The sequence below is a fragment of the Streptococcus mitis genome (genome assembly GCF_002096895.1).
Classification (GTDB): Bacteria; Bacillota; Bacilli; order Lactobacillales; family Streptococcaceae; genus Streptococcus; species Streptococcus mitis_AH.
Window position 1 is genome coordinate 616,851 of the sequence record NZ_NCVI01000020.1, and the last position, 25,935, is coordinate 642,785.

Consider the following 25,935-nt stretch of genomic DNA (forward strand, 5'->3'; position numbering starts at 1 on the left):
TCCTTTCTCTTTTTACATAATACGATTTTAGAACTCCATTGAAATATCTATTTCTATAGAGTAGGAATTCCTGAAGAACAGCTTAAGTGACCTTCTTTATCGATGAGGATAGCTTCTATTCCCTCCAAACTTTCGACTTGCCAGAGGATAGAAGCAGGCCTTTCTCCAAAGAGTCGAGTTGTCCAGATTTCACCATCAACTGACTTATCAGAGATGATTGTCAGACTAGCAAGTTCTGTTTCAACAGGATAGCCTGTTTGACTGTCAAAAATATGATGGTAGTCTTTTCCATCGACTGTCAGATGACGTTCATAAATGCCTGAAGTCACGACAGATTTATTGACAACAGGGATGGTCAATAAGTGATTCCCTCTAGGATTGGCTGGGTCTTGAATCCCGATTTGCCAAGGCTGATTGCCTCTTTCCTGATTTTTACCAATGGTCAGGATATTCCCTCCCAGATTGATTAAGGCAGATGTCACTCCCTCTTCTCTCAGAAATTGGGCAACCTTATCCGCACTATACCCCTTGGCTAAACAACCAAGATCGATCTTCATTCCTTTCTGTTTCAAGAATACAGTGGAAGTGGAAGAATCTAACTCGATAGAATGAGGATTGATTAAAGGGAGCACCGATTCAATTTCTTGGGGGTGGGCCACTTTGGCATCTGAAAAACCGATGCGCCAGGTTTGAATCAAGGGACCAATGCTGATGTTGAGATGACTAGAGGGCGCTAGGCTATGTTCTAATCCAAGTGAAATCAATTCAAACAAATCAGGATGAACCTTGACTGGAGCTATTCCAGCTTGATAATTGATTTCCATCAACTCAGATTCTTGGCTATTGGCATTGAAACGATATTCTAACTCTTTGAGCAAATCAAAGGATTTTTGGAGCAAGATATCGGATTGCTCATCTACTAATGAAATAGTGATAGTAGTCCCCATTAGCCGTTCGGAATGTGAACTAAGAGGCAAGCTACCAACTCCTTTCTCTTATGAAAAGAAGGCTGAAATATAGTAAATTTATATTAAATTTAACCCCTTACATTTTCTTTCCATGATACTAGCATACCATAAAGTCAGCGTTTTCACAAATAAAATTTGTAAACTTGTCAAGAAATATGCTCAGGAAAAAAGAGTAATTGTAAGAAAGCCTGATAAAATACAGATTATTTACATTTTTTTACAAAAAAATCGGGAAAATTAACTAAACTCTTGTAAACGCTAACAGTAAATGATATACTAGAAGAGTAAATTTAAAAATTGAAGGTAGGAATTTTTCTATGAGTAAAATCGTTGTAGTTGGTGCTAACCACGCTGGTACAGCATGTATTAATACTATGTTGGATAATTTTGGAAATGAAAACGAAATCGTTGTATTTGACCAAAACTCTAACATCTCTTTCCTAGGTTGCGGAATGGCCCTTTGGATTGGGGAACAAATCGACGGTGCTGAAGGCTTGTTCTATTCTGATAAAGAAAAATTGGAAGCTAAAGGTGCTAAGGTTTATATGAATTCACCAGTTCTTTCAATCGACTATGATAACAAAGTAGTTACAGCAGAAGTTGAAGGAGAAGAGCACAAAGAATCATACGAAAAATTGATTTTCGCTACAGGTTCTACACCAATCTTGCCACCAATCGAAGGTGTTGAAATTGTCAAAGGAAACCGCGAATTTAAAGCAACTCTTGAAAATGTACAATTCGTGAAATTGTACCAAAACGCTGAAGAAGTGATTCACAAATTGTCTGATAAGAGTCAACACCTTGACCGAATCGCCGTTGTTGGTGGTGGTTATATCGGTGTTGAACTTGCTGAAGCCTTTGAACGTCTTGGAAAAGAAGTTGTCCTTGTTGATATCGTTGATACTGTTTTGAACGGTTACTATGACAAAGACTTCACACAAATGATGGCGAAGAACTTGGAAGACCACAACATCCGCTTGGCGCTTGGTCAAACTGTTAAAGCAATCGAGGGTGACGGTAAAGTTGAACGCTTGATTACTGATAAAGAAACTTTTGATGTGGATATGGTTATCCTTGCAGTTGGTTTCCGTCCAAACACAGCCCTTGCTGATGGAAAAATTGAACTATTCCGTAACGGTGCCTTCCTTGTAGACAAAAAACAAGAAACATCTATCCCAGGCGTTTACGCAGTAGGTGACTGTGCGACTGTTTATGACAACGCTCGTAAAGACACTAGCTACATTGCGCTTGCTTCAAACGCTGTTCGTACTGGTATCGTTGGTGCATATAACGCATGTGGACATGAATTGGAAGGAATCGGTGTTCAAGGATCAAACGGTATCTCAATCTACGGTCTTCACATGGTTTCAACTGGTTTGACTCTTGAAAAAGCTAAAGCTGCTGGTTACAATGCAACTGAAACAGGCTTTAACGATCTTCAAAAACCAGAATTCATGAAACATGATAACCATGAAGTAGCCATCAAGATTGTCTTTGACAAAGATAGCCGTGAAATTCTTGGTGCACAAATGGTTTCACGCGATTCTGCAATCAGCATGGGAATCCACATGTTCTCACTTGCTATCCAAGAACATGTGACAATTGATAAATTGGCATTGACAGACCTATTCTTCTTGCCACACTTCAACAAACCATATAACTACATCACAATGGCTGCCCTTACAGCTGAAAAATAAAATTTGATGAACTATCTGGCCTTAAGCTAAGGTCAGATAGTTTTTTTAGCCAATCTGTACCCACACAATTACGTTTTTTTTATCTTGTACTTCATTTTAATCTAACTTAAAATGAAATGGTAGCTACCAATATAAATAATGAGGATAAAATAAATGACTGAAAATCGTTATGAACTAAATAAAAACTTGGCACAGATGCTCAAAGGTGGGGTTATCATGGACGTTCAGAATCCTGAACAGGCCCGCATTGCAGAAGCTGCTGGTGCGGCTGCTGTTATGGCCTTGGAGCGGATTCCAGCTGATATCCGTGCAGCTGGTGGTGTTTCCCGTATGAGTGATCCAAAGATGATTAAGGAAATCCAAGAAGCGGTTAGTATTCCAGTAATGGCCAAGGTCAGAATCGGGCATTTTGTTGAAGCTCAGATTTTAGAGGCTATTGAGATTGACTATATCGATGAGAGTGAAGTTTTATCTCCAGCAGACGACCGTTTCCATGTGGACAAAAAAGAATTCCAAGTTCCTTTTGTCTGTGGGGCTAAGGATTTGGGGGAAGCCTTGCGTCGTATCGCTGAAGGTGCTTCTATGATTCGTACCAAAGGAGAACCGGGTACGGGGGATATCGTCCAAGCTGTTCGTCATATGCGTATGATGAATCAGGAAATTCGCCGTATTCAAAACTTACGTGAGGACGAACTTTATGTTGCTGCCAAGGATTTGCAAGTACCTGTAGAATTGGTTCAATACGTCCATGAACATGGGAAATTGCCAGTTGTAAACTTTGCAGCTGGAGGCGTTGCAACGCCAGCAGATGCGGCATTAATGATGCAATTAGGGGCAGAAGGCGTCTTTGTAGGTTCAGGTATTTTCAAGTCAGGAGATCCTGTTAAACGAGCGAGTGCTATTGTTAAGGCTGTCACTAACTTCCGAAATCCTCAAATCCTAGCACAAATCTCTGAAGATTTAGGAGAAGCCATGGTTGGTATCAATGAAAATGAAATTCAAATTCTTATGGCAGAGCGAGGAAAATAGATGAAAATCGGAATATTGGCCTTGCAAGGTGCCTTTGCAGAGCATGCAAAAGTGCTAGATAAATTAGGTGTCGAGAGTGTTGAAATCAGAAATTTAGAGGATTTTCAGAAATCTCAGAGTGACTTGTCGGGTTTGATTTTGCCTGGTGGTGAGTCTACAACCATGGGCAAGCTCTTACGTGACCAGGACATGCTGATTCCCATTCGAGAAGCCATTCTATCTGGCTTACCAGTGTTTGGAACCTGTGCGGGATTAATTTTGCTGGCTAAGGAAATCACTTCTCAGGAAGAGAGTCATCTAGGAACTATGGATATGGTGGTTGAGCGCAATGCTTATGGGCGCCAATTAGGCAGTTTCTATACGGAAGCAGAATGTAAGGGAGTTGGTCAGATTCCAATGACCTTTATCCGTGGTCCAATTATAAGTAGTGTTGGAGAAGATGTAGAAATTCTAGCAACAGTTGATAATCAAATCGTTGCAGCCCAAGACAAAAATATGTTGGTGACATCTTTTCATCCAGAGTTGACTGATGATGTGCGCTTGCATCAGTACTTTATCAATATGTGTAAAGAAAAAAGTTGAGACTGAGTTTCTCAACTTTTTTACATGTAATAAACAATGGCAATGTATTGGAGTGCGGACGCAGCTAGGATAAAGAGATGCCAAATCATGTGGAAATAAGGTTTTTTCTTGGCGTAAAATCCAGCCCCAACTGTATAACAGAGTCCGCCAGTTACCATGAGGCTCCAGAATATTGGCGTTGTTTGACTGATAATAGCAGGAATGATAGCTAGAACCAACCAGCCCATAATCAGGTAAAGAGCAAGGCTAAATTTCTCATTGACCTTTTTAGCAAAGATTTTATAGAGAATACCAAAGATGGTTGTTCCCCATTGGATGGCAATAATTAGATAGCCAAACCAGTTATTCATTAAGGTCAAGACGACGGGCGTGTAAGATCCAGCAATGGCAACATAAATCATAGAATGGTCAATAATTCGCAAGACATATTTGTGGGTCGAACCATAGGCCATAGAGTGGTAAATGGTGGATGATAGGAACATGAGAAAGAGACTGATAACGAATATGGAAACGCCGATAGATGATAAAAATCCGTGTGCCTCATAACTATAGGTGGATGAAATAGGCAGTAAGATGAGCATGATGACTGCACCCACAGCATGGGTCACGCTATTAGCAATCTCTTCTCCGAAACTGAGTTGTTTGCTGAGTTTAAGACTAGTGTTCATTGGATTACCTCCTCTTTAGTATGATGGATTAAGGCTAGAGTTTGATGATAGAGTTTAACCGTTTGACAGCTGGTTTGGATAATAGGGTTTGCTGGATCAATTCCTTGGTTCATGTAGTCCACAAAAGCATCGTAGAGTTGGTCTGAACTTGCTTGACTTTGTAGAGTATTAAGTGTCTGGGCGATTTCTTGAATAGAGAATACAGACTTGAGGGTTGTGATAGCAATCAAACGGGCAATCTGTTGGCGTTGGTATTTTTTCTTATCAGGCTTTGTCAGGTAACCATGTTTCACATAATTGTTGACCATGGATGCTGTTAGGCCCTTGTCTTTATCAGGAGAGAGAGGGTCGCAGATCTGATTGACATAGAGTAAAACTTGGTCTAGATAGAGGTCAATGTTTGGAATTTCTGCCCATTTGGGGTAGGAAAAGGTAGTTTTCATTTTCAACTCCTTTTTATCTAGTTTTGATAACTAGATTATAAAATAATAAAAACATAAAGTCAAGTTTTAACTGCTTGTAGAAAGACTTAAATTATGCTATGATGGGAGAAACTAGTCAGAAATGAGGAGAAAAGATGGAGATTCGTTTAGCTTTTCCAAATGAAGTAGATGCCATCATGCAGGTGATGGAGGATGCTAAAAAAAGTTTAGCAGCTGCTGGTAGTGACCAATGGCAAAATGGTTATCCAAATGCAGATGTTATCATAGATGATATTATCTCAGGGCAAGCCTACGTAGCCTTGGAAGAAGGAGAACTACTAGCTTATGCTGCTGTGACCAAGAGTACAGAGGCAGCCTATGAAGCTATTTATGAAGGAAACTGGCAAGCTGGGGAATCAGAGTACCTAGTCTTTCACTGTATCGCTGTGGCAGCAGATGTCCAGGGACAGGGGGTTGCTCAGACTTTCCTAGAGGGCTTGATTGAAGGTTTTGACTATCTAGATTTTCGCTCAGATACGCATGTTGCAAACAAGGCCATGCAGCATATTTTTGAAAAACTAGGTTTTAAACAGGTTGGTAAGGTTCCAGTTGATGGCGAACGCTTGGCCTATCAAAAATTGAAGAAATAATGCAAAAGAAGTACGCAAAAATGCTCTACTCTTCGCCAATTGGCTCCCTTTCTCTCGTAGCTGATGACCATCATTTGTATGGAATTTGGGTGCAGGAGCAGAAGCATTTTGAGAGGGGGATAGGAGATGAAACAATAGAAGAAGTTGTTAGTCATCCTATTTTAGACCCAGTTATTGCTTGCTTAGATGCTTACTTTAAAGGCAAGTCTCAGGATTTATCCAACTTGCCCTTGGCTCCAATCGGAACGGATTTTGAAAAGAGAGTTTGGTCCTACTTACAGGGAATTCCTTATGGTCAGACAGTGACCTATGGACAAATAGCCAAAGATCTTCAAGTGGATTCTGCTCAAGCAATTGGCGGAGCGGTAGGACGCAATCCTTGGTCTATCCTAATACCTTGTCATCGTGTGCTGGGCGCAGGCAAGCGTTTGACAGGCTATGCTGCAGGAGTAGAAAAGAAAGCTTGGCTCTTAGAGCATGAAGGCGCAGATTTTAAAGATATAAAATAGAAAGTGAAACACATGTTAGAATTTATCGAATATCCAAAATGTTCAACTTGTAAAAAAGCAAAACAAGAATTAAATCAATTAGGTGTGGACTACAAAGCCGTCCATATCGTGGAAGAAACACCCAGCCAAGAAATCATTTTAAACTGGCTTGAGACCTCAGGTTTCGAGTTGAAGCAATTTTTCAACACCAGTGGTATCAAATACCGTGAATTGGGGTTGAAAGATAAGGTAGGAAGTTTGTCAAACCAAGAAGCAGCTGAGTTGCTCGCAAGTGACGGTATGTTGTTAAAACGGCCAATTTTAGTAGAAAATGGGACTGTTAAGCAAATTGGTTATCGAAAACCTTATGAAGAATTGGGATTGAAATAGTTTTTACTTATCTCTTTGATAGATAAAATATATAACCTCCCTGTTTCAAAGTATGATAAACTAGTAGATAGACAAAGTCTGTATCTGACCGTAGCAAATAATTTCATTGACGGCAGAAGTATGGTAGAATGAATCATTATCAGGAGAGGATGTTTTTATGAATGTTACAACGATTTTAGCATCAGATTGGTACCAAAACTTGATGCAATTGATTCCGGATGGTAAGCTTTTTAGCCTGCGTTCGGTCTTTGATGGAATTCCACGAATTGTCCAACAACTTCCAACAACGATTATGTTGACCATTGGTGGTGCTCTTTTTGGCTTGGTTTTGGCATTGATTTTTGCCATTGTGAAAATTAATCGTGTCAAAATCTTATATCCCTTGCAGGCCTTCTTTGTTAGTTTCTTAAAGGGGACACCGATTTTGGTGCAACTCATGTTGACCTACTATGGGATTCCTTTGGCTTTGAAAGCTCTCAATCAGCAATGGGGTACTGGTCTCAATATCAATGCGATTCCAGCTGCTGCTTTTGCGATTGTTGCCTTTGCATTTAATGAGGCAGCTTATGCTAGTGAAACCATTCGTGCAGCGATTCTCTCAGTTAATCCTGGTGAGATTGAGGCAGCACGCAGTTTGGGTATGACCCGAGCACAAGTTTATCGTCGCGTGATTATTCCAAATGCGGCCGTTGTGGCGACTCCAACCTTGATCAATTCCCTAATCGGTTTGACCAAGGGGACTTCCCTAGCCTTTAGTGCGGGTGTTGTGGAAGTCTTTGCCCAAGCTCAGATTTTGGGTGGTGCCGATTATCGTTATTTTGAACGCTTTATCTCCGTTGCCCTTGTTTATTGGGTAGTCAATATCGGAATTGAAAGTCTTGGTCGTTTCATCGAGAGAAAAATGGCTATTTCCGCACCTGATACAGTGCAAACAGATGTGAAAGGAGACCTTCGTTAATGATTAAGATTTCGAATTTAAGCAAATCCTTTTCAGGACAGACTGTCTTGGATCATCTGGACTTGGATATTCAAAAAGGGGAAGTTGTAGCCTTGATTGGTTCTTCAGGAGCTGGAAAATCAACTTTCCTTCGTAGTCTCAATTATCTTGAAACACCTGACAGTGGCTCTATTCAGATTGATGATTTCTCAGTTGATTTTTCTAAAATCACTCAAGAAGAAATCCTTGCCCTACGCCGTAAGTTGTCTATGGTTTTCCAACAGTTTAATTTGTTTGAACGCCGAACAGCACTTGATAATGTGAAAGAAGGCTTGGTTGTTGTCAAGAAATTATCCGACCAAGAAGCAACCAAGATTGCCAAGGAAGAGTTGGCTAAGGTTGGGCTTTCTGACCGCGAAAACCATTATCCTCGCCATTTATCAGGTGGACAGAAGCAACGGGTTGCCCTAGCGCGTGCACTTGCCATGAAACCAGATGTCTTGCTCTTAGACGAACCAACTTCAGCCCTTGATCCAGAATTGGTCGGCGAAGTAGAAAAGTCTATTGCAGATGCTGCTAAGTCAGGTCAAACCATGATTTTGGTTAGTCATGACATGTCCTTTGTAGCTCAAGTTGCGGATAAGATTCTCTTCCTAGATAAGGGGAAAATCATTGAGTCTGGAACACCGGATGAGATTATCCACCATCCTAAAGAAGAGCGAACAAAAGAATTCTTCGCTAGTTACAAACGGACTTATATTTGATATAATAGATAAAGAAAAACTCAGTTAGCTGGACTAGCTGAGTTTACTCTTTAAAAAAGATAGAAATGAGAGAAATCATGCTACTGCAACTATTTTCTTTATATTTCGAGAGTTTGATCTTGACCACCATCCTCGTCCTGATTTTTTTAGGGATTTGGATTGGACTGAGAGCCATGTCGGGAGTTGATAAGACAGCCAAGGCTCGCCAAGCCCATCTCTATGATATGATTATGATTGGTGTTTTGGTTGTTCCAGTATTATCCTTTGCGGTTATGAGTTTAATTCTTGTTTTCAAGGCATAATCCTTGCGTGATTGACAAGAAAGAGTTAGAATAAAGATAGTTACAACAAGAAAGAAGGAAACTATATGTACGATACTATTATTATCGGTGCTGGACCTGCAGGTATGACTGCAGCCTTGTATGCTGCTCGAAGCAATCTGAAAGTAGCCTTGATTGAAGGTGGTCTGCCAGGTGGTCAGATGAATAATACATCTGATATTGAAAATTACCCTGGATACGCTAATATTAGTGGGCCAGAATTGGCAGAAAAGATGTTTGAACCGCTTGAAAATCTTGGTGTTGAGCACATTTATGGTTATGTTGAAAATGTCGAAGACCATGGTGATTTTAAGAAAGTGATGACTGATGACCAAACATATGAAACTCGTACCGTTATCGTAGCGACTGGCTCTAAACACCGTCCTTTGGGAGTACCTGGAGAAGAAGAACTGAACAGTCGTGGTGTTTCTTACTGTGCCGTGTGTGATGGTGCTTTCTTCCGTGACCAAGATTTGTTGGTAGTTGGTGGCGGAGATTCAGCTGTCGAAGAAGCCCTCTTCTTGACTCGTTTTGCTAAGACTGTTACCATTGTTCACCGTCGTGACCAACTTCGTGCCCAAAAGGTTTTACAAGACCGCGCCTTTGCGAATGAGAAAATCAGCTTTATCTGGGATTCTGTAGTGAAGGAAATCAAGGGTGAAAACAGAGTAGAATCTGTCGTTTTTGAAAATGTGAAAACAGGTCAAGTGACAGAACAAGCCTTCGGTGGTGTCTTTATCTATGTTGGATTGGATCCTCTTAGCGATTTTGTTAAAGAATTGAATATCCAAGATCAGGCAGGTTGGATTGTGACAGATAACCACATGAAAACTGCAGTTGACGGTATCTTTGCAGTTGGAGATGTTCGCCAGAAAGACCTTCGTCAAGTGACAACAGCAGTTGGAGATGGAGCTATCGCTGGTCAAGAAGCTTATAAATTTATCACAGAACATAGTTAATACACTTCTAAAATCTCTTCAAACCACGTTAGCTTCGCTTTACCGTAGGTATGGGTACTGACTTCGTCAGTTCTATCCACAACCTCAAAACAGTGTTTTGAGCTGACTTCGTCAGTCTTATCTACAACCTCAAAGCAGTGCTTTGAGCTGTCTACAGCTAGCTTCCTAGTTTGCTCTTTGATTTTCATTGAGTATAATCATAAAAAGTTTCCAATCAGATGACTGGAAACTTTTTTATAGTCTATTTCGAAAAACTTCGTACATGAGGATGGCTGCAGCAACACTGGCATTGAGACTTTGAACATGTCCATTCATAGGAATGGTAATCATCTCATCAACTTGTTTTTTGATGTTGCTAGAGATGCCTTTTCCTTCATTTCCGATGATGAGGGCGATTTTCCCTTTTGTATTCCACTTGTGGCAAGGAGTCCCATTCATATCTGTTCCAAAGGTCCAGAAGCCTTCATCCTTGAGTTTGTCTAGAGTTTGGCTTAGATTGGTTACTCGGGCAATTGGAACATGCTCAATAGCACCTGTGGCTGTTTTAGCAACGACAGGAGTAACTCCGACAGCACGGTGCTTGGGAATGATGACTCCTGAAACATTGGTCGCATCAGCGGTTCTTAAGATGGAGCCTAAGTTGTGAGGATCAGTTAACCCGTCCAGAATCAATAGCAAAGGATTTTCTTCTTGGCGTGTTTTGGCAAGGATTTGGTCCAGCTCACTATAGGCAAATTCGGACACTCGTAGAACAAAACCTTGGTGGACAGCACCTTCAGTCATCTCAGAGAGGGATTTTTTTGAGGTCCAAGAAATGGATACCTTTTTTTCTGTAGCTAGTTCCTTGACTTTTTCAACATTCTTACCTCGTAGGTCTTCTTGGAGGTAGAGTTTGTTTCCAGTATTTGCAAGGAGGGCTTCGGTAACGGCGTGGATGCCATAGACAATATCATTTGTTTTCATGCCTCTATTATAACACAAAACCCCGTCTTGCAACGGGATTTTCTTTATTCTAGAATTAGTAAACCATCTTTAACTGCAAATGGGTCTTTTTCATTGATACGATCGTAAAACATGATACCGTTAATGTGGTCAATTTCATGCTGAACAACGATGGAGTTGTAGCCTTTGAGCTTGATACGGTGTTTTTCTCCATCCTTGTCAAAGTAGTCAACCGTAACGCGAGCATGGCGGACTACATAGCCAGGTACGTTGCGATCAACAGACAGACAACCTTCTCCTTCACCAAGAGCAGCGTCTTGAACTGAGTGAGAGACGATTTTTGGATTGTACATAATAGCTTGCAAGTCGTAAGCTTCCTGTGGGGTTTCGCCTTCTTCGACAATGTTTGGCACCAAAACAGCGATAATACGTTTTGAGATATCTAATTGAGGAGCAGCAAGTCCAACCCCACCTCGGAGCCCCATTTTCTCAGCCATGACAGGATCTTGGGAATGTTTCAGGAATTGCATCATCTTTTCGCCAAGAATGATTTCCTGGTCAGACAAGGGGAAAGTAACTTCCTCAGCAACCGCGCGTAGAGTTGGGTTTCCCTCGCGGATAATATCGTTCATATCAATTAAATGAGCAGCTTTTGTAATACGTTCTATTGCAGACATTTTCTCTCCTTTCATTACCTCTACATGATATCACAAAATGACAAGGATTGAAAGCATTACGGCATTGAGCTTTTATAGAAAATGCCTAGTAGGTTCGATTCAATTGTGAAAGAATTACTTATCTGTGATATAATAAAAAGAAAAGGCTTGCATTAGAAAGTAGGGAGAATGAAGATGCAAAGAAGACAAGATCGAAATCAGCGTGGTTCAGCTTTTCGTTTTATGAGGGGTTTGGTAAACTTTTTTAGGAGTTATCGCAAGTGGAGTAATAAAGGATTTGTGGCCATACTCTTGCTAGCAGTTGCTTTATCAATGGGCTTGGTCTTGTTGTTTGAAAGCTTCCAAGGAATCCCTTTAACCAGTCAAAAAAAGGATGCCATTTCTCAAGAAGCAAATAAGACGAACCAAAATGCTAAAGATCAGGACGAGGAGAAAACTGCTAGAATTATGGCCAACGGGGACCTCCTCTATCACATTCCCATCTATCGTTCTGCTTTAAAAGAAGATGGGACCTATGATTTCCATGAAAATTTTGAATATGTAAAACCATGGCTCAAACAAGCAGACTTGATTTTAGGTGATTTTGAAGGTACTGTGAATAAGGACCACTATTTGGCTGGTTATCCGCTATTTAATGCACCTGGAGAAGTCATGGATGCCATCAAGGATGCCGGTTATCAAGTGCTAGACTTGGCGCATAACCATATCCTAGATTCACAAATAGAAGGTGTGGTTTCAACAGCAGATGCTATTGAAAAGGCAGGAATGACACCTATTGGAGTGTATACGCATGAGTCACGTGATCAAGCTCCACTGGTTATTAAGGAAGTGAACGGTATCAAGGTTGCACTTTTGGCCTATTCTTATGGTTTTAATGGAATTGAGCAAAGTATTTCTCAAGAAGACTATACCCGCTATCTTTCAGACCTAAATGAAGACAAGATGAAGGCTGAAATTGAACGGGCAGAGAAGGAAGCGGATATCACCATTATCATGCCTCAGATGGGTGTGGAGTATCGCTTGGAACCAACTGAAGAACAAAAGGCTCTTTATCACAAGATGATTGATTGGGGAGCTGATATTATCTTTGGAGGGCACCCTCACGTAGTTGAACCATCTGAAACGGTTGAAAAAGATGGGGACAAGAAACTCATTATCTATTCAATGGGGAACTTCATTTCCAATCAACGAATTGAAACCATGCAAGATGAAGAGAATGCTAAGTGGACAGAGCGTGGCGTGCTCATGGATGTGACTGTTAAGAAAAAAGCCGGTAAGACGACAATCGAAACTGCCAAAGCGCATCCTTCTTGGGTAAACCGTACACCAAAAGGAACCTATTCTCCAGAAGGTTATCCACTATTCCTATACCAAACTTATATCTTAGAAGATTTTATCGAGGGTGGTAGTCATCGTGACCAGTTAGATGAAGCGACTAAGGAACGAATTGATACAGCCTACAAAGAAATGAACGAACATGTGGGATTGAAGTGGGACTAGCTTGAATCCAGAGGAAAGTAAATGACGATTAAGGTAATTGCAACAGATATGGATGGGACCTTGCTGGATGCTAGAGGCCAGCTTGATCTCCCACGTTTGGAAAAGATTTTAGATCAGTTGGATCAAAGGGGTATTCGTTTTGTCATTGCGACTGGGAATGAAATTCACCGCATGAGGCAACTACTGGAGCACTTGGTCGATCGGGTGGTTCTGGTTGTTGCAAACGGTGCTCGTATTTTTGAAAACAATGAACTGATTCAGGCTCAGACTTGGGATGATGCCATTGTCGATAAGGCTTTGGCTCATTTTAAGGGTCGAGCGTGTCAGGATCAGTTTGTTGTAACGTCTATGAAGGGTGGTTTCGTCAAAGAAGGTACGATTTTTACAGACCTTGAAAGTTTTATGACTCCAGAAATGATTGAAAAATTCTACCAACGGATGCATTTTGTGGATGCATTAACCTCTGACCTCTTTGGTGGTGTGCTCAAGATGAGTATGGTTGTTGGTGAGGAACGTTTGAGTTCGGTCTTGGAAGAAATCAATGACCTCTTTGATGGCCGTGTTCGTGCTGTATCGAGTGGCTATGGTTGTATTGATATCCTCCAAGCTGGAGTTCATAAAGCATGGGGCTTGGAAGAATTACTCAAGCGTTGGGACTTGACCCCCCAACAAGTCATGGCTTTTGGCGACAGTGAAAATGATGTTGAAATGCTTGAAATGGCTGGAATTGCCTATGCGATGGAAAATGCTGATGACAAGGCCAAAGCTGTGGCGACTGCTTTAGCGCCAGCCAACAGCCAAGGAGGAGTTTATCAAGTCTTGGAAAACTGGTTAGAAAAAGGAGACTGAAGTGGCAGTACAGTTATTAGAAAATTGGCTCCTAAAGGAACAAGGAAAAATCCAAATCAAGTATCGTCACTTAAATCAGGTTTCTGTTGTAGAACCAGATATTCTTTTTATTGGGGATTCCATTGTCGAATATTATCCTCTGCAGGAGTTGTTTGGGACTTCAAAGACGATTGTCAATCGAGGCATTCGAGGTTATCAGATAGGGCTGTTATTAGAAAATCTAGATGCGCATCTGTACGGTGGAGCAGTAGATAAAATTGTCCTTTTGATTGGGACAAATGATATTGGAAAAGATGTGCCTGTGAATGAGGCACTCAATAATCTCGAAGCTATCATACAATCCATTGCTCGCGATTATCCATTGACAGAGATTAAATTGCTTTCCATTTTGCCAGTCAATGAGGGAGAGGAGTACAAGCAGACAGTCTATATCCGCACGAATGCAAAAATTCAGGAGTGGAACCAAGCCTTTCAAGAGCTTGCTTCTGCCTACATGCAAGTAGAATTTGTGACAGCTTTTGATAGTTTGACAGATCAAGCAGGCCAACTCAAGAAAGAATATACAACTGATGGACTGCATCTCAGTGTTGCTGGTTATCAGATTTTGACAAAAGCCTTGAAAGACTATCTTTTCTAGTTCATTGCTTTCCTTTTTGCATTTTTGAGTTAGATAAGGTATAATGGTTTTATTGTCTTTTGGGGTCGTTACGGATTCGACAGGCATTATGAGGCATATTTTGCGACTCGTGTGGCGACGTAAACGCTCAGTTAAATATAACTGCAAAAAATAACACTTCTTACGCTCTAGCTGCCTAAAAACCAGCAGGCGTGACCCGATTTGGATTGCTCGTGTTCAATGACAGGTCTTATTATTAGCGAGATACGATTAAGTCTTGTCTAGCGGCTTGATAAGAGATTTATAGACTCGCAGTTTCTAGGCTTGAGTTATGTGTCGAGGGACTGTTAAACTAATACATAACCTATGGTTGTAGACAAATATGTTGGCAGGTGTTTGGACGTGGGTTCGACTCCCACCGGCTCCATTGATAATTTACATTGTTTTGTAAATCTTTCTAAAACGTTGTTTTTACAACGTTTTTTATTTTATTCTTTGGTATTCTTTTGCAAAAAAAGGATACAACATTTTGTTGTATCCTAAATATTAAATCAAGTCCTGAATTTTCTTAAGTTTTTATCATATTTTCTGTTATAATTAAGGTGCCTTAAGAAAAATAATGAAAAAACTAAATGTTTTTCATATAGTTTTCATTTTTGTGTTATAATTAAGGTGCCTTAAGAAAAATATTAAGGTACCTTAAGAAAAATAATGAAAAAACTAAATGTTTTTCATATAGTTTTCATTGTTTTAATAGTTTAAAGTCAATCTTATTTTTCTCTAATAGAAAATAATGAAAAAGTAGGTTTAGAAAGAGGTAAGTATCTATGTCTTCTCATAAAAAAGTGTCACTCTCTGAGATTAATCAATCTATCGATACTCCAAATAACAATCATTTCTGGCAAAATTTAAATGCCTTTTTAGGTCCGGGTGCTCTTGTCGCAGTTGGTTATATGGATCCAGGAAACTGGATTACCAGTGTAGTCGGTGGTGCTTCCTATAAGTATAGTCTCTTGTTTGTTATCTTGATTTCATCTCTCATTGCCATGCAACTTCAGCAGATGGCAGGAAAGCTTGGTATTGTAACCCAGATGGACCTGGCTCAAGCAACGGCTCATCATTCACCTAAATGGCTTCGTTATAGTCTATGGGTGATTTTAGAATTAGCCTTGATGGCGACAGATCTGGCAGAAGTTCTAGGTTCAGCGATTGCTCTCAATCTTCTCTTTAAGATTCCGATTATGATAGCAATTCTCTTGACCGTGTTGGATGTTTTTCTCTTATTGCTTCTGATGAAATTTGGCTTTAAGAAGATTGAAGCTATTGTGACAACACTGATTTTAACCATTCTAGCAATTTTTACCTATCTGGTAGCTTTGTCACATCCAAGCTTCCAAGGAATCGTTGAGGGTTATCTACCGAATGCAACCTTATTTGAAAGTCCCTTGCCAGGGCATGAAAGTCAATTAACCTTGGCACTAGGGATCGTGGGAGCAACGGTTATGCCCCATAACCTCTATTTGCATTCTTCCTTGTCACAAACTCGGAAAATCAATCACAAGGACAAGAATGATGTTCGAAAAGCCGTGCGCTTTATGACCTGGGATTCAAATCTCCAATTATCCTTGGCCTTTGTGGTTAACTCCCTTCTATTAATTCTCGGGGCGGCTCTCTTTTTCGGCCATGCATCTGAGATTTCTGCCTTCTCTCAAATGTATAATGCCTTGCAGGATTCTACTATTGCAGGAGCTATAGCTAGCTCGACCTTATCAACCTTGTTTGCCTTGGCTTTATTAGCCAGTGGTCAAAATTCGACAATTACGGGTACCTTGACTGGACAAATCGTTATGGAAGGTTTCTTGCATATGAGATTACCTCAATGGTTCATTCGTTTGGCAACTCGTCTCTTTGCCTTGTTGCCTGTCATGATTGTAGCGGTTCTGTTTGGTCATCAGGAAAAAACATTGGATCAGTTATTGGTTTATTCACAAGTCTTTCTTTCGATTGCTCTTCCATTTTCAATCTTCCCACTGATTTATCTAACTTCTAAGAAATCACTGATGGGAGAATTTACCAATGCCAAATGGAATACCATCCTTGGCTATATCGTTTCCATTATCTTAACAATTCTCAATGTGAAATTGTTATTTGATATTTTCTAAGAAATTCACCCGAGTTATAAAACAAGCATATAAGAAAAAAGATACCCAAGATTTCTTGGGTATCTTTTTTAAAATAAACGGAAGACATGGGATTCGAACCCACGCACGCTTTAACACGCCTACCGCGTTTCCAACACGGCCTCTTAAGCCTCTTGAGTAATCTTCCATTGTTTACTAACTTAGTCTACCATAAAGCCTTCTTTCTTGCAAATTTATTTAAAGTTAAGGAGTTAGTGACAGAAAATGAAAGAAAATGATAAAAAATGCTCGACTTTGAAAGAAAGTGTGATAGAATGAATAGTGTAAACGATAACAGGAGGTGATTCAGTGTTAAAAACAGAGCGGAAACAACTGATTTTAGAGGAGTTAAATCAACATCATGTAGTTTCTCTAGAAAAATTAGTTAGTTTGCTAGAGACCTCAGAATCAACGGTTCGAAGAGACTTGGATGAGTTGGAAGCGGAAAACAAGCTTCGTCGCGTGCATGGTGGAGCAGAATTGCCCCATTCCTTGCAGGAAGAAGAAACCATTCAAGAAAAATCTGTCAAAAACCTTCAAGAAAAGAAGTTGCTGGCTCAGAAAGCAGCCTCTCTCATTAAGGAACAAGATGTCATCTTTATCGATGCTGGAACAACAACTGCTTTTTTGATCCATGAATTGGTCAATAAGAATATTACTGTTGTGACAAATTCGATTCACCATGCCGCACAGTTGGTTGAAAAGCAGATTCCAACTGTCATGGTTGGAGGAAGTGTCAAGATGGCAACAGATGCTAGCATCGGGGGCGTTGCTCTTAACCAGATTAACCAATTGCACTTTGACCGTGCCTTTATCGGGATGAATGGTGTGGACGATGGCTATTATACGACTCCTGATATGGAGGAGGGAGCTGTTAAGCGTGCTATTTTAGAAAATGCCAAACAGACCTATGTCTTGGTGGATTCGTCAAAAATTGGACAAACTTGCTTTGCCAAGGTAGCACCACTCAAACGAGCTATTGTTATCACAAGTCAAGGGCATGAGCTCTTGCAGGCTATTAAGGAGAAAACGGAGGTAATAGAAGTATGATTTATACAGTCACACTCAATCCATCCATTGACTATATCGTTCGTTTGGACCAAGTCCAAGTCGGTAGTGTCAATCGTATGGACAGTGATGATAAGTTTGCTGGTGGGAAAGGAATCAATGTCAGCCGTGTCTTGAAACGTTTGGATATACCAAATACAGCGACGGGATTTATCGGAGGCTTTACTGGTAAATTTATCACAGATACCCTTGCAGAGGAAGAAATCGAGACATGTTTTGTCCAAGTGGCAGAAGATACTCGTATCAATGTTAAAATCAAAGCAGACCAAGAAACAGAAATCAACGGAACCGGTCCAAATGTCGAACCAGCTCAGCTAGAAGAATTGAAAGCTATTTTATCTAGTCTGACAGCAGAAGATACGGTTGTCTTTGCGGGTTCGAGTGCTAAAAACCTAGGAAATGTTATCTACAAGGATTTGATTGCCTTGACACGCAAGACTGGTGCGCAAGTCGTTTGTGACTTTGAAGGACAGACCTTGATTGATAGTTTGGACTATCAGCCACTTTTGGTCAAACCAAATAATCACGAGCTTGGAGCTATCTTTGGAGTGAAACTCGAAAGTTTAGATGAAATCGAGAACTATGCTCGTCAGTTACTGGCCAAAGGAGCTCAAAACGTCATTATCTCCATGGCTGGCGACGGTGCCCTTCTTGTCACATCTGAGGGAGCTTACTTCGCAAAACCTATCAAGGGAACAGTCAAAAATTCAGTTGGTGCTGGTGATTCTATGGTTGCCGGATTCACAGGTGAATTTGTCAAATCAAAAGACGCAGTAGAAGCCTTCAAATGGGGAGTTGCTTGTGGAACGGCAACTACCTTCTCGGATGACTTGGCAACAGCAGAATTTATTAAAGAAACATATGAAAAAGTTGAGGTAGAAAAACGATGAAAATTCAAGACCTATTGAGAAAAGATGTTATGTTGCTGGATTTGCAAGCAACTGAAAAAACAGCTGTCATCGACGAGATGATTAAAAGTTTGACAGACCACGGTTATGTGACAGATTTTGAAACCTTTAAAGAAGGAATTTTGGCGCGTGAAGCTCTCACTTCTACAGGTTTGGGTGATGGTATCGCAATGCCTCACAGCAAAAATGCTGCTGTCAAAGAAGCGACAGTTCTCTTTGCCAAGTCAAACAAGGGTGTTGACTACGAGAGCTTGGATGGGCAACCAACAGACCTCTTCTTCATGATTGCGGCTCCAGAAGGTGCCAATGATACTCACTTAGCAGCCTTGGCAGAATTGTCCCAATACTTGATGAAAGACGGTTTTGCTGATAAACTTCGTCAAGCAATATCAGCTGACCAAGTTATCGAACTTTTTAACCAAGCTTCAGAAAAAACTGAAGAGCCTGTTCAAGTACCTGCTAATAACTCGGGTGACTTTATCGTAGCTGTTACAGCTTGTACAACAGGTATTGCCCACACTTACATGGCTCAAGAAGCTCTTCAAAAAGTAGCTGCTGAAATGGGTGTTGGGATCAAGGTTGAGACTAATGGTGCTAGCGGTGTTGGAAATCAACTAACTGCAGAAGATATCCGCAAGGCTAAAGCTGTTATCATCGCAGCAGACAAGGCCGTTGAAATGGATCGTTTCGATGGCAAACCATTGATCAATCGTCCGGTTGCTGACGGTATCCGTAAAACGGAAGAATTGATTAACTTGGCTCTATCAGGAGATGCTGAAGTTTACCGTGCCGCTAATGGTGTAAAAGCTGCAACAGCATCTAATGAAAAACAAAGCCTTGGTGGTGCCTTCTACAAACACTTGATGAGTGGTGTATCTCAAATGTTACCATTCGTTATCGGTGGTGGTATCATGATTGCCCTTGCCTTCTTGATTGATGGTGCATTGGGTGTTCCAAATGAAAATCTTGGTAATCTTGGTTCCTACCATGAACTAGCTTCTATGTTCATGAAAATCGGTGGTGCAGCCTTTGGTTTGATGCTTCCAGTCTTTGCAGGTTATGTTGCCTACTCTATCGCTGAAAAACCAGGTTTGGTAGCAGGTTTCGTGGCTGGTGCTATTGCAAAAGAAGGTTTTGCCTTTGGGAAAATCCCTTATGCCGCAGGTGGTGAAGCAACTTCAACTCTTGCCGGTGTCTCATCTGGTTTCCTAGGCGCCCTTGTGGGTGGATTTATCGCAGGTGCTTTGGTGCTTGCTATCAAGAAATACGTTAAAGTTCCTCGTTCACTTGAAGGTGCAAAATCAATCCTTCTCTTGCCACTTCTTGGGACAATCTTGACAGGATTTGTCATGCTAGCTGTTAACATCCCGATGGCAGCAATCAACACTGCTATGAATGACTTCCTAGGCGGTCTTGGAGGTGGTTCAGCTGTCCTTCTCGGTATCGTCCTTGGTGGAATGATGGCTGTTGACATGGGTGGACCAGTTAACAAAGCGGCTTATGTATTTGGTACAGGTACGCTTGCAGCGACTGTTTCTTCAGGTGGTTCTGTGGCTATGGCAGCAGTTATGGCTGGAGGAATGGTACCACCACTTGCAATCTTTGTCGCAACTCTTCTCTTTAAAGACAAATTTACTAAAGAAGAACGCAACTCTGGTTTGACAAACATTATCATGGGCTTGTCATTTATCACTGAGGGAGCAATTCCATTTGGTGCCGCTGACCCAGCTCGTGCGATCCCAAGCTTCATCCTTGGTTCAGCAGTAGCAGGTGGCCTCGTTGGTCTTACTGGTATCAAACTCATGGCGCCACACGGAGGAATCTTCGTTATCGCCCTTACTTCAAATGCTCTCCTTTACCTCGTTTCTGTCTTGGTAGGAGCAATTGTAAGTGGTGTGGTCTATGGTTACCTACGCAAACCACAAGCATAAAAATTAGATAGAAAATAAAAAGATTGGACCGTTTGGTGCAGTCTTTTTCTCTTCCCGAAATGCCTGTGAAATATGGTATAATAAAAGAATGGCAAACAAGAATACAAGTAAAACAAGACGGAGACCGTCTAAAGCAGAACTCGAAAGAAAAGAAGCGATTCAACGAATGTTGATTTCGTTGGGAATCGCGCTTTTATTGATTTTCGCAGCCTTCAAATTAGGGGCTGCAGGTATAACCCTTTACAATCTAATTCGCTTGCTGGTGGGTAGCCTAGCTTATCTGGCAATATTTGGCATCCTACTCTATCTCTTCTTTTTCAAGTGGATACGAAAACAGGAAGGCCTCCTATCTGGCTTTTTCACCATATTTGCAGGTTTGCTCTTGATTTTTGAGGCCTACTTAGTTTGGAAATATGGTTTGGATAAGTCGGTATTAAAAGGGACTATGGCTCAGGTTGTGACTGATCTGACTGGTTTTCGAACGACCAGTTTTGCTGGTGGAGGATTGATTGGGGTCGCTCTTTATATGCCAATCGCCTTTCTCTTCTCAAATATCGGTACTTACTTTATTGGTTCTATCTTTATTTTAGTTGGTGCACTCCTAGTCAGTCCTTGGTCTGTTTACGATATTGCTGAATTCTTCAGTAGAGGCTTTGCCAAATGGCAGGAAGGTCATGAGCGTCGAAAAGAGGAACGCTTTGTCAGACAAGAAGAAAAAGCTCGTCAAAAGGCTGAGGAAGAGGCTAGATTAGAGAAAGAAGAGGCTGAAAAAGCCTTACTCGATTTGCCTCCTGTTGATATGGAAACGGGTGAAATTCTGACAGAAGATGTTGTGCTTGACGTTCCACCTGCTCCAGAAGAGAACTGGGTGGAACCAGAAATCATCCTACCTCAAGCTGAACATGAATTCGCTGAACAGGAAGATGGCTCTGATGATGAAGATGTTCAGGTCGATTTTTCAGCCAAGGAAGCCCTTGAATACAAACTTCCAAGCTTACAACTCTTTTCCCCAGATAAACCAAAGGACCAGTCTAAAGAGAAGAAAATTGTCCGAGAAAATATCAAAATCCTAGAAGAAACCTTTGCTAGCTTTGGGATTAAGGTGACGGTTGAACGGGCTGAAATTGGGCCATCAGTGACTAAGTATGAAGTCAAACCAGCAGTCGGTGTACGGGTCAACCGCATTTCCAATCTGGCAGACGACCTCGCTCTAGCCTTGGCGGCCAAGGATGTCCGAATCGAGGCACCTATCCCAGGGAAATCTCTCGTTGGAATTGAAGTTCCTAACTCTGAGATTGCGACTGTGTCTTTCCGTGAACTATGGGAACAATCTCAAACGAAAGCAGAAAATCTCTTGGAAATTCCTTTAGGGAAGGCAGTTAATGGCACGGCAAGAACTTTTGACCTTTCTAAAATGCCTCACTTGCTAGTTGCAGGTTCAACGGGTTCAGGGAAGTCGGTAGCAGTTAACGGCATTATCGCTAGCATTCTTATGAAGGCGAGACCTGACCAAGTTAAATTTATGATGGTCGATCCCAAGATGGTTGAGTTGTCTGTTTACAATGATATTCCCCACCTCTTGATTCCAGTCGTGACCAATCCACGTAAGGCCAGCAAGGCTTTGCAAAAGGTCGTGGATGAAATGGAAAATCGTTATGAACTCTTTGCCAAGGTGGGAGTTCGGAATATTGCAGGTTTTAATGCCAAGGTAGAAGAGTTTAATGCTCAGTCTGAGTACAAGCAGGTTCCGCTACCACTCATTGTTGTAATTGTGGATGAGTTGGCTGACCTTATGATGGTAGCCAGCAAGGAAGTGGAAGATGCTATCATTCGTCTCGGACAGAAGGCGCGTGCTGCAGGTATCCACATGATTCTTGCAACCCAGCGTCCATCCGTTGACGTCATTTCTGGTCTGATCAAGGCCAATGTCCCATCTCGTGTCGCTTTCGCAGTTTCATCAGGAACAGACTCCCGTACTATTTTAGATGAAAATGGAGCTGAGAAACTGCTTGGACGTGGAGATATGCTCTTTAAACCAATTGATGAAAATCATCCAGTTCGTCTCCAAGGCTCCTTTATCTCGGATGATGATGTCGAACGTATCGTAAACTTCATTAAGGCTCAGGCTGATGCGGACTACGATGAGAGTTTTGATCCAGGTGAGGTTTCTGAAAATGACGGAGAATTTTCAGATGGTGAATCTGGTGGTGATCCGCTCTTTGAAGAAGCCAAGGCTTTGGTAATCGAAACCCAGAAAGCCAGCGCATCTATGATTCAGCGTCGTTTGTCAGTTGGATTTAACCGTGCGACCCGTCTCATGGAAGAGCTTGAGATGGCAGGTGTCATTGGTCCAGCTGAAGGTACCAAACCAAGAAAAGTTTTACAACAATAAAAAAATAGCTTCTTTCCAAGTTTGGAAGGAGGCTATTTTAGTGATTATTGATTAGTTTTATTTTCCGAAGTTGGACTATTGGACTGTTTTTCATTTTCAGTAGCAGGTTTACTTGGAGTAGGAGTAGAAGAATCCTGAGTAGATGCTTTCTGCTCTTCTTTTTTCTCTACCTTGACGCTAGCTTTTGGTGTTTCCTCTTGCTGTGTTTTTTCTTGGGTAGTGTTATTTTCCTTATTGGGACTAGTGTTTTCCTGAGGGGATTCCTTTTGAATTTCTTTGACAATTGTTGTCGTCTGGCTTGTCGTAGGTTCTTTTTTAGTATTTTTGTTATTATCCAAGGCGTTCATGATAGTGATACTAGCGGTAATCAAGCCAAGAATACTACCGATAGTCGCGACGGTTTTTTGAAAGACCGTAAAGCCTTTTTTGATGTGTTCTGTTTTTGGTTTTGAAGTTCTACGATAATTAGACATACATTCTCTCCTTTAATTAAAATTTATTATACCGCATTTCTTTAAAAAAATCTTAAAAAAAGAGAAATTGCCCTTTCTTGTCGCAGGCTCCGTTTCATGATACAATAGAGGGAGTGATTTTAGAAAGCGTGAGAAAATATGATTTACTTTGATAATTCGGCGACGACCAAGCCCTATTCTGAAGCACTTGAAACTTATATGCAGGTCGCTTCAAAAATTTTAGGAAATCCATCTAGCCTCCATCGTTTGGGAGACCAGGCAACACGAATCTTAGATGCTTCCCGCCAACAGATTGCAGATTTAATCGGTAAGAAAAGCGAGGAAATCTTCTTTACTTCTGGTGGGACAGAAGGAGATAACTGGGTTATCAAGGGTGTGGCCTTTGAAAAGGCTCAGTTTGGAAAGCACATCATTGTATCAGCCATTGAACATCCGGCAGTCAAAGAGTCAGCCCTCTGGCTGAAAAGTCAAGGATTTGAAGTGGATTTTGTTCCAGTTGATAACAAAGGATTTGTGGATGTTGAAGCGTTAGCAGGTTTGATACGACCTGATACGACCCTCGTTTCCATCATGGCAGTAAACAATGAAATCGGCTCGATTCAACCTATTGAGGCTATTTCAGAATTGTTGGCAGACAAGCCGACTATTTCCTTCCACGTTGATGCGGTTCAGGCGCTTGCCAAGATTCCGACTGAAAAGTATCTGACAGAACGAGTGGATTTCGCGACTTTCTCTGGTCACAAGTTCCACGGAGTTCGTGGTGTTGGTTTTGTCTATATCAAGTATGGTAAGAAGATTACGCCTCTTTTAACAGGTGGTGGTCAGGAGCGTGATTACCGTTCGACAACTGAAAATGTGGCAGGAATTGCAGCGACAGCCAAGGCTCTCCGTTTATCTATGGAAAAGCTAGATATCTTTACTAGCAAGACTGGCCAGATGAAGGCAGTGATTCGTCAAGCACTTCTGGACTATCCAGATATTTTTGTCTTTTCAGATGAGGAAGACTTTGCCCCTCACATCCTGACTTTTGGAATCAAGGGTGTTCGTGGTGAAGTCATCGTTCACGCTTTTGAAGACTATGATATTTTCATCTCAACGACCTCTGCTTGTTCGTCAAAGGCAGGGAAACCTGCAGGAACTCTGATTGCTATGGGAGTGGATAAAGATAAGGCCCAGTCAGCTGTGCGTCTTAGCCTAGACCTTGAAAATGATATGAGTCAGGTCGAGCAGTTTTTGACCAAGTTAAAATTAATTTACAATCAAACTAGAAAAGTAAGATAGGAGCATTCATGCAATATTCAGAAATTATGATTCGCTACGGTGAGCTGTCAACCAAGGGCAAAAACCGTATGCGTTTCATCAATAAACTTCGCAATAATATTTCAGACGTTTTGTCTATCTATCCCCAAGTTAAGGTAACAGCAGATCGCGACCGTGCCCATGCATACCTCAATGGAGCAGATTACACAGCAGTAGCAGAATCCCTCAAACAAGTTTTTGGAATTCAAAACTTTTCCCCTGTTTATAAGGTTGAAAAATCTGTAGAAGTTCTGAAGTCTGCTGTCCAAGAGATTATGCAGGACATCTACAAGGATGGCATGACCTTTAAAATTTCTAGCAAGCGTAGCGACCACAACTTTGAGTTGGATAGTCGTGAACTCAATCAAACACTTGGAGGAGCTGTTTTCGAAGCCATTCCAAATGTGCAAGCTCAAATGAAAAGTCCTGACATCAATCTTCAGGTGGAAATCCGTGAAGAAGCAGCCTATCTTTCTTATGAAACTATTCGTGGGGCTGGTGGTTTGCCAGTTGGAACTTCAGGTAAAGGCATGCTCATGTTGTCAGGAGGGATTGATTCACCTGTAGCAGGTTATCTTGCTTTGAAACGTGGAGTGGATATTGAGGCTGTTCATTTTGCCAGCCCACCTTACACGAGTCCTGGTGCCCTTAAAAAAGCCCAAGATTTGACTCGTAAATTGACCAAGTTTGGGGGAAATATCCAGTTTATCGAAGTACCTTTCACAGAGATTCAAGAGGAAATCAAGGCTAAAGCGCCAGAAGCCTATCTTATGACCTTGACGCGTCGTTTTATGATGCGGATTACTGACCGTATTCGTGAGGTACGAAATGGTTTAGTTATCATCAATGGGGAAAGTCTTGGTCAAGTAGCTAGCCAGACCTTAGAAAGCATGCAGGCTATCAATGCTGTTACCAACACTCCCATCATCCGTCCAGTTGTGACAATGGATAAGTTGGAAATCATTGACATTGCTCAGGAAATTGACACCTTTGAAATTTCAATCCAGCCTTTTGAAGACTGTTGTACCATTTTTGCGCCAGATCGTCCAAAGACCAATCCTAAGATTAAGAATGCAGAACAGTACGAAAGACGCATGGATGTTGAAGGTTTAGTTGAGCGAGCTGTGGCTGGAATCATGATTACTGAGATTACACCACAGGCTGAAAAAGATGAAGTGGATGACTTGATTGATAATTTGCTCTAATCAGAAAATCCAGAAGAATTT

General features: G+C 41.3%; 26 protein-coding genes, 1 tRNA gene and 1 other RNA gene. 21 read left to right on the top strand and 7 right to left on the bottom strand.

The features are described 5' to 3' along the window. Positions 1 to 53 precede the first annotated feature (53 nt). Positions 54 to 977: an FAD:protein FMN transferase gene (locus B7697_RS07655; protein ID WP_084951119.1), complete on the bottom strand. Its 924-nt coding sequence runs from the start codon at positions 975 to 977 to the stop codon at positions 54 to 56. A 308-nt stretch (positions 978 to 1,285) separates the two neighbouring features. Here B7697_RS07655 and nox point away from each other — a divergent pair, with 308 nt between their 5' ends. The 3 genes from nox (at position 1,286) to pdxT (ending at position 4,276) form a co-directional block, all read left to right on the top strand. Beyond that, complete coding sequence (gene nox / locus B7697_RS07660; RefSeq protein ID WP_084951122.1) at positions 1,286 to 2,665, top strand: H2O-forming NADH oxidase; 1,380 nt, start codon at positions 1,286 to 1,288, stop codon at positions 2,663 to 2,665. Positions 2,666 to 2,818: 153 nt separating this feature from the next. After that, entirely contained in the window at positions 2,819 to 3,694 is an 876-nt protein-coding gene (pdxS, locus tag B7697_RS07665; RefSeq protein WP_000138517.1) for a pyridoxal 5'-phosphate synthase lyase subunit PdxS, read from the top strand. Then, complete coding sequence (gene pdxT, locus B7697_RS07670; protein WP_084951125.1) at positions 3,695 to 4,276, top strand: pyridoxal 5'-phosphate synthase glutaminase subunit PdxT; 582 nt, start codon at positions 3,695 to 3,697, stop codon at positions 4,274 to 4,276. 20 nt (positions 4,277 to 4,296) lie between these two features. Here the strand turns inward: pdxT and trhA are convergent, their stop codons facing one another. Then, on the bottom strand, positions 4,297 to 4,944 hold the full coding sequence (gene trhA, locus B7697_RS07675; RefSeq protein ID WP_001097996.1) for a PAQR family membrane homeostasis protein TrhA: 648 nt from the start codon (positions 4,942 to 4,944) through the stop codon (positions 4,297 to 4,299). Next, complete coding sequence (locus B7697_RS07680) at positions 4,941 to 5,387, bottom strand: DUF1836 domain-containing protein (RefSeq protein WP_084951128.1); 447 nt, start codon at positions 5,385 to 5,387, stop codon at positions 4,941 to 4,943. The genes trhA and B7697_RS07680 overlap by 4 nt, the downstream gene beginning before the upstream one ends. 134 nt (positions 5,388 to 5,521) lie before the next feature. On the opposite strand from B7697_RS07680, the gene B7697_RS07685 reads away from it, so the two are divergent. The 7 genes from B7697_RS07685 to trxB all read left to right on the top strand — a co-directional run bounded on the left by B7697_RS07685 (position 5,522) and on the right by trxB (position 9,874). Then, complete coding sequence (locus B7697_RS07685) at positions 5,522 to 6,016, top strand: GNAT family N-acetyltransferase (RefSeq protein WP_084951131.1); 495 nt, start codon at positions 5,522 to 5,524, stop codon at positions 6,014 to 6,016. Further along, a complete protein-coding gene (locus B7697_RS07690) occupies positions 6,016 to 6,525 on the top strand; it encodes a methylated-DNA--[protein]-cysteine S-methyltransferase (protein ID WP_084951132.1) in 510 nt (169 codons plus the stop codon). The genes B7697_RS07685 and B7697_RS07690 overlap by 1 nt, the downstream gene beginning before the upstream one ends. Before the next feature lie 12 nt (positions 6,526 to 6,537). After that, positions 6,538 to 6,894 carry an arsenate reductase family protein gene (locus tag B7697_RS07695; RefSeq protein ID WP_084951133.1) on the top strand — a complete coding sequence of 119 codons (357 nt, stop codon included), beginning with the start codon at positions 6,538 to 6,540 and terminating at the stop codon, positions 6,892 to 6,894. A gap of 157 nt (positions 6,895 to 7,051) precedes the next feature. Continuing rightward, positions 7,052 to 7,852: an amino acid ABC transporter permease gene (locus B7697_RS07700; protein WP_084951138.1), complete on the top strand. Its 801-nt coding sequence runs from the start codon at positions 7,052 to 7,054 to the stop codon at positions 7,850 to 7,852. After that, on the top strand, positions 7,852 to 8,595 hold the full coding sequence (locus B7697_RS07705; protein ID WP_000590965.1) for an amino acid ABC transporter ATP-binding protein: 744 nt from the start codon (positions 7,852 to 7,854) through the stop codon (positions 8,593 to 8,595). Before B7697_RS07700 ends, B7697_RS07705 begins: the two co-directional genes overlap by 1 nt. A 77-nt stretch (positions 8,596 to 8,672) precedes the next feature. Continuing rightward, on the top strand, positions 8,673 to 8,897 hold the full coding sequence (locus tag B7697_RS07710) for a DUF4059 family protein (protein WP_000926599.1): 225 nt from the start codon (positions 8,673 to 8,675) through the stop codon (positions 8,895 to 8,897). Positions 8,898 to 8,962: 65 nt separating this feature from the next. Continuing rightward, positions 8,963 to 9,874 carry a thioredoxin-disulfide reductase gene (gene trxB / locus B7697_RS07715; protein WP_000272299.1) on the top strand — a complete coding sequence of 304 codons (912 nt, stop codon included), beginning with the start codon at positions 8,963 to 8,965 and terminating at the stop codon, positions 9,872 to 9,874. Positions 9,875 to 10,108: 234 nt separating this feature from the next. Here trxB and rlmB read toward each other — a convergent pair whose 3' ends face one another. Together rlmB and def are read right to left on the bottom strand one after the other, a co-directional pair. Further along, positions 10,109 to 10,837, bottom strand: coding sequence for a 23S rRNA (guanosine(2251)-2'-O)-methyltransferase RlmB (rlmB, locus tag B7697_RS07725; RefSeq protein WP_000855720.1), 729 nt, complete (start codon positions 10,835 to 10,837; stop codon positions 10,109 to 10,111). A 44-nt stretch (positions 10,838 to 10,881) separates the two neighbouring features. Continuing rightward, positions 10,882 to 11,493, bottom strand: coding sequence for a peptide deformylase (def, locus tag B7697_RS07730; RefSeq protein WP_001272956.1), 612 nt, complete (start codon positions 11,491 to 11,493; stop codon positions 10,882 to 10,884). A 174-nt stretch (positions 11,494 to 11,667) separates the two neighbouring features. Between def and B7697_RS07735 the strand changes: the two genes are divergently transcribed. The 5 genes from B7697_RS07735 (at position 11,668) to B7697_RS07755 (ending at position 16,620) form a co-directional block, all read left to right on the top strand. Then, positions 11,668 to 12,993: a CapA family protein gene (locus tag B7697_RS07735; RefSeq protein ID WP_004241626.1), complete on the top strand. Its 1,326-nt coding sequence runs from the start codon at positions 11,668 to 11,670 to the stop codon at positions 12,991 to 12,993. 21 nt (positions 12,994 to 13,014) lie between these two features. Next, on the top strand, positions 13,015 to 13,842 hold the full coding sequence (locus B7697_RS07740; RefSeq protein WP_084951141.1) for an HAD family hydrolase: 828 nt from the start codon (positions 13,015 to 13,017) through the stop codon (positions 13,840 to 13,842). Between the two features lies 1 nt (position 13,843). Continuing rightward, a complete protein-coding gene (locus B7697_RS07745) occupies positions 13,844 to 14,479 on the top strand; it encodes an SGNH/GDSL hydrolase family protein (RefSeq protein WP_084951144.1) in 636 nt (211 codons plus the stop codon). A gap of 61 nt (positions 14,480 to 14,540) precedes the next feature. Continuing rightward, positions 14,541 to 14,888: a transfer-messenger RNA gene (gene ssrA / locus B7697_RS07750) on the top strand. 397 nt (positions 14,889 to 15,285) lie between these two features. After that, positions 15,286 to 16,620, top strand: coding sequence for an Nramp family divalent metal transporter (locus B7697_RS07755; RefSeq protein ID WP_000094601.1), 1,335 nt, complete (start codon positions 15,286 to 15,288; stop codon positions 16,618 to 16,620). Between the two features lie 78 nt (positions 16,621 to 16,698). Here the strand turns inward: B7697_RS07755 and B7697_RS07760 are convergent. After that, positions 16,699 to 16,786, bottom strand: a tRNA-Ser gene (locus tag B7697_RS07760). Positions 16,787 to 16,947: 161 nt separating this feature from the next. On the opposite strand from B7697_RS07760, the gene B7697_RS07765 reads away from it, so the two are divergent. From B7697_RS07765 to B7697_RS07780, 4 genes are all read left to right on the top strand, one after another. After that, positions 16,948 to 17,688: a DeoR/GlpR family DNA-binding transcription regulator gene (locus tag B7697_RS07765; RefSeq protein ID WP_000920651.1), complete on the top strand. Its 741-nt coding sequence runs from the start codon at positions 16,948 to 16,950 to the stop codon at positions 17,686 to 17,688. After that, positions 17,685 to 18,596, top strand: a complete 912-nt coding sequence (gene pfkB / locus B7697_RS07770) for a 1-phosphofructokinase (RefSeq protein WP_000640798.1) — start codon at positions 17,685 to 17,687, stop codon at positions 18,594 to 18,596. Before B7697_RS07765 ends, pfkB begins: the two co-directional genes overlap by 4 nt. After that, positions 18,593 to 20,545, top strand: coding sequence for a fructose-specific PTS transporter subunit EIIC (locus B7697_RS07775; protein ID WP_084946547.1), 1,953 nt, complete (start codon positions 18,593 to 18,595; stop codon positions 20,543 to 20,545). Before pfkB ends, B7697_RS07775 begins: the two co-directional genes overlap by 4 nt. A gap of 88 nt (positions 20,546 to 20,633) precedes the next feature. Next, positions 20,634 to 22,937 (top strand): DNA translocase FtsK, encoded by a 2,304-nt coding sequence (locus tag B7697_RS07780; protein ID WP_084951147.1) that lies wholly within the window; start codon positions 20,634 to 20,636, stop codon positions 22,935 to 22,937. A gap of 44 nt (positions 22,938 to 22,981) precedes the next feature. Here B7697_RS07780 and B7697_RS07785 read toward each other — a convergent pair whose 3' ends face one another. Further along, complete coding sequence (locus tag B7697_RS07785) at positions 22,982 to 23,410, bottom strand: DUF6556 family protein (protein ID WP_084951150.1); 429 nt, start codon at positions 23,408 to 23,410, stop codon at positions 22,982 to 22,984. 138 nt (positions 23,411 to 23,548) lie between these two features. Here B7697_RS07785 and B7697_RS07790 point away from each other — a divergent pair, with 138 nt between their 5' ends. Beyond that, a complete protein-coding gene (locus B7697_RS07790) occupies positions 23,549 to 24,691 on the top strand; it encodes a cysteine desulfurase family protein (RefSeq protein ID WP_084951151.1) in 1,143 nt (380 codons plus the stop codon). An 8-nt stretch (positions 24,692 to 24,699) separates the two neighbouring features. Continuing rightward, positions 24,700 to 25,914: a tRNA uracil 4-sulfurtransferase ThiI gene (gene thiI, locus B7697_RS07795; protein WP_084951154.1), complete on the top strand. Its 1,215-nt coding sequence runs from the start codon at positions 24,700 to 24,702 to the stop codon at positions 25,912 to 25,914. The last annotated feature ends 21 nt before the right edge of the window (positions 25,915 to 25,935 follow it).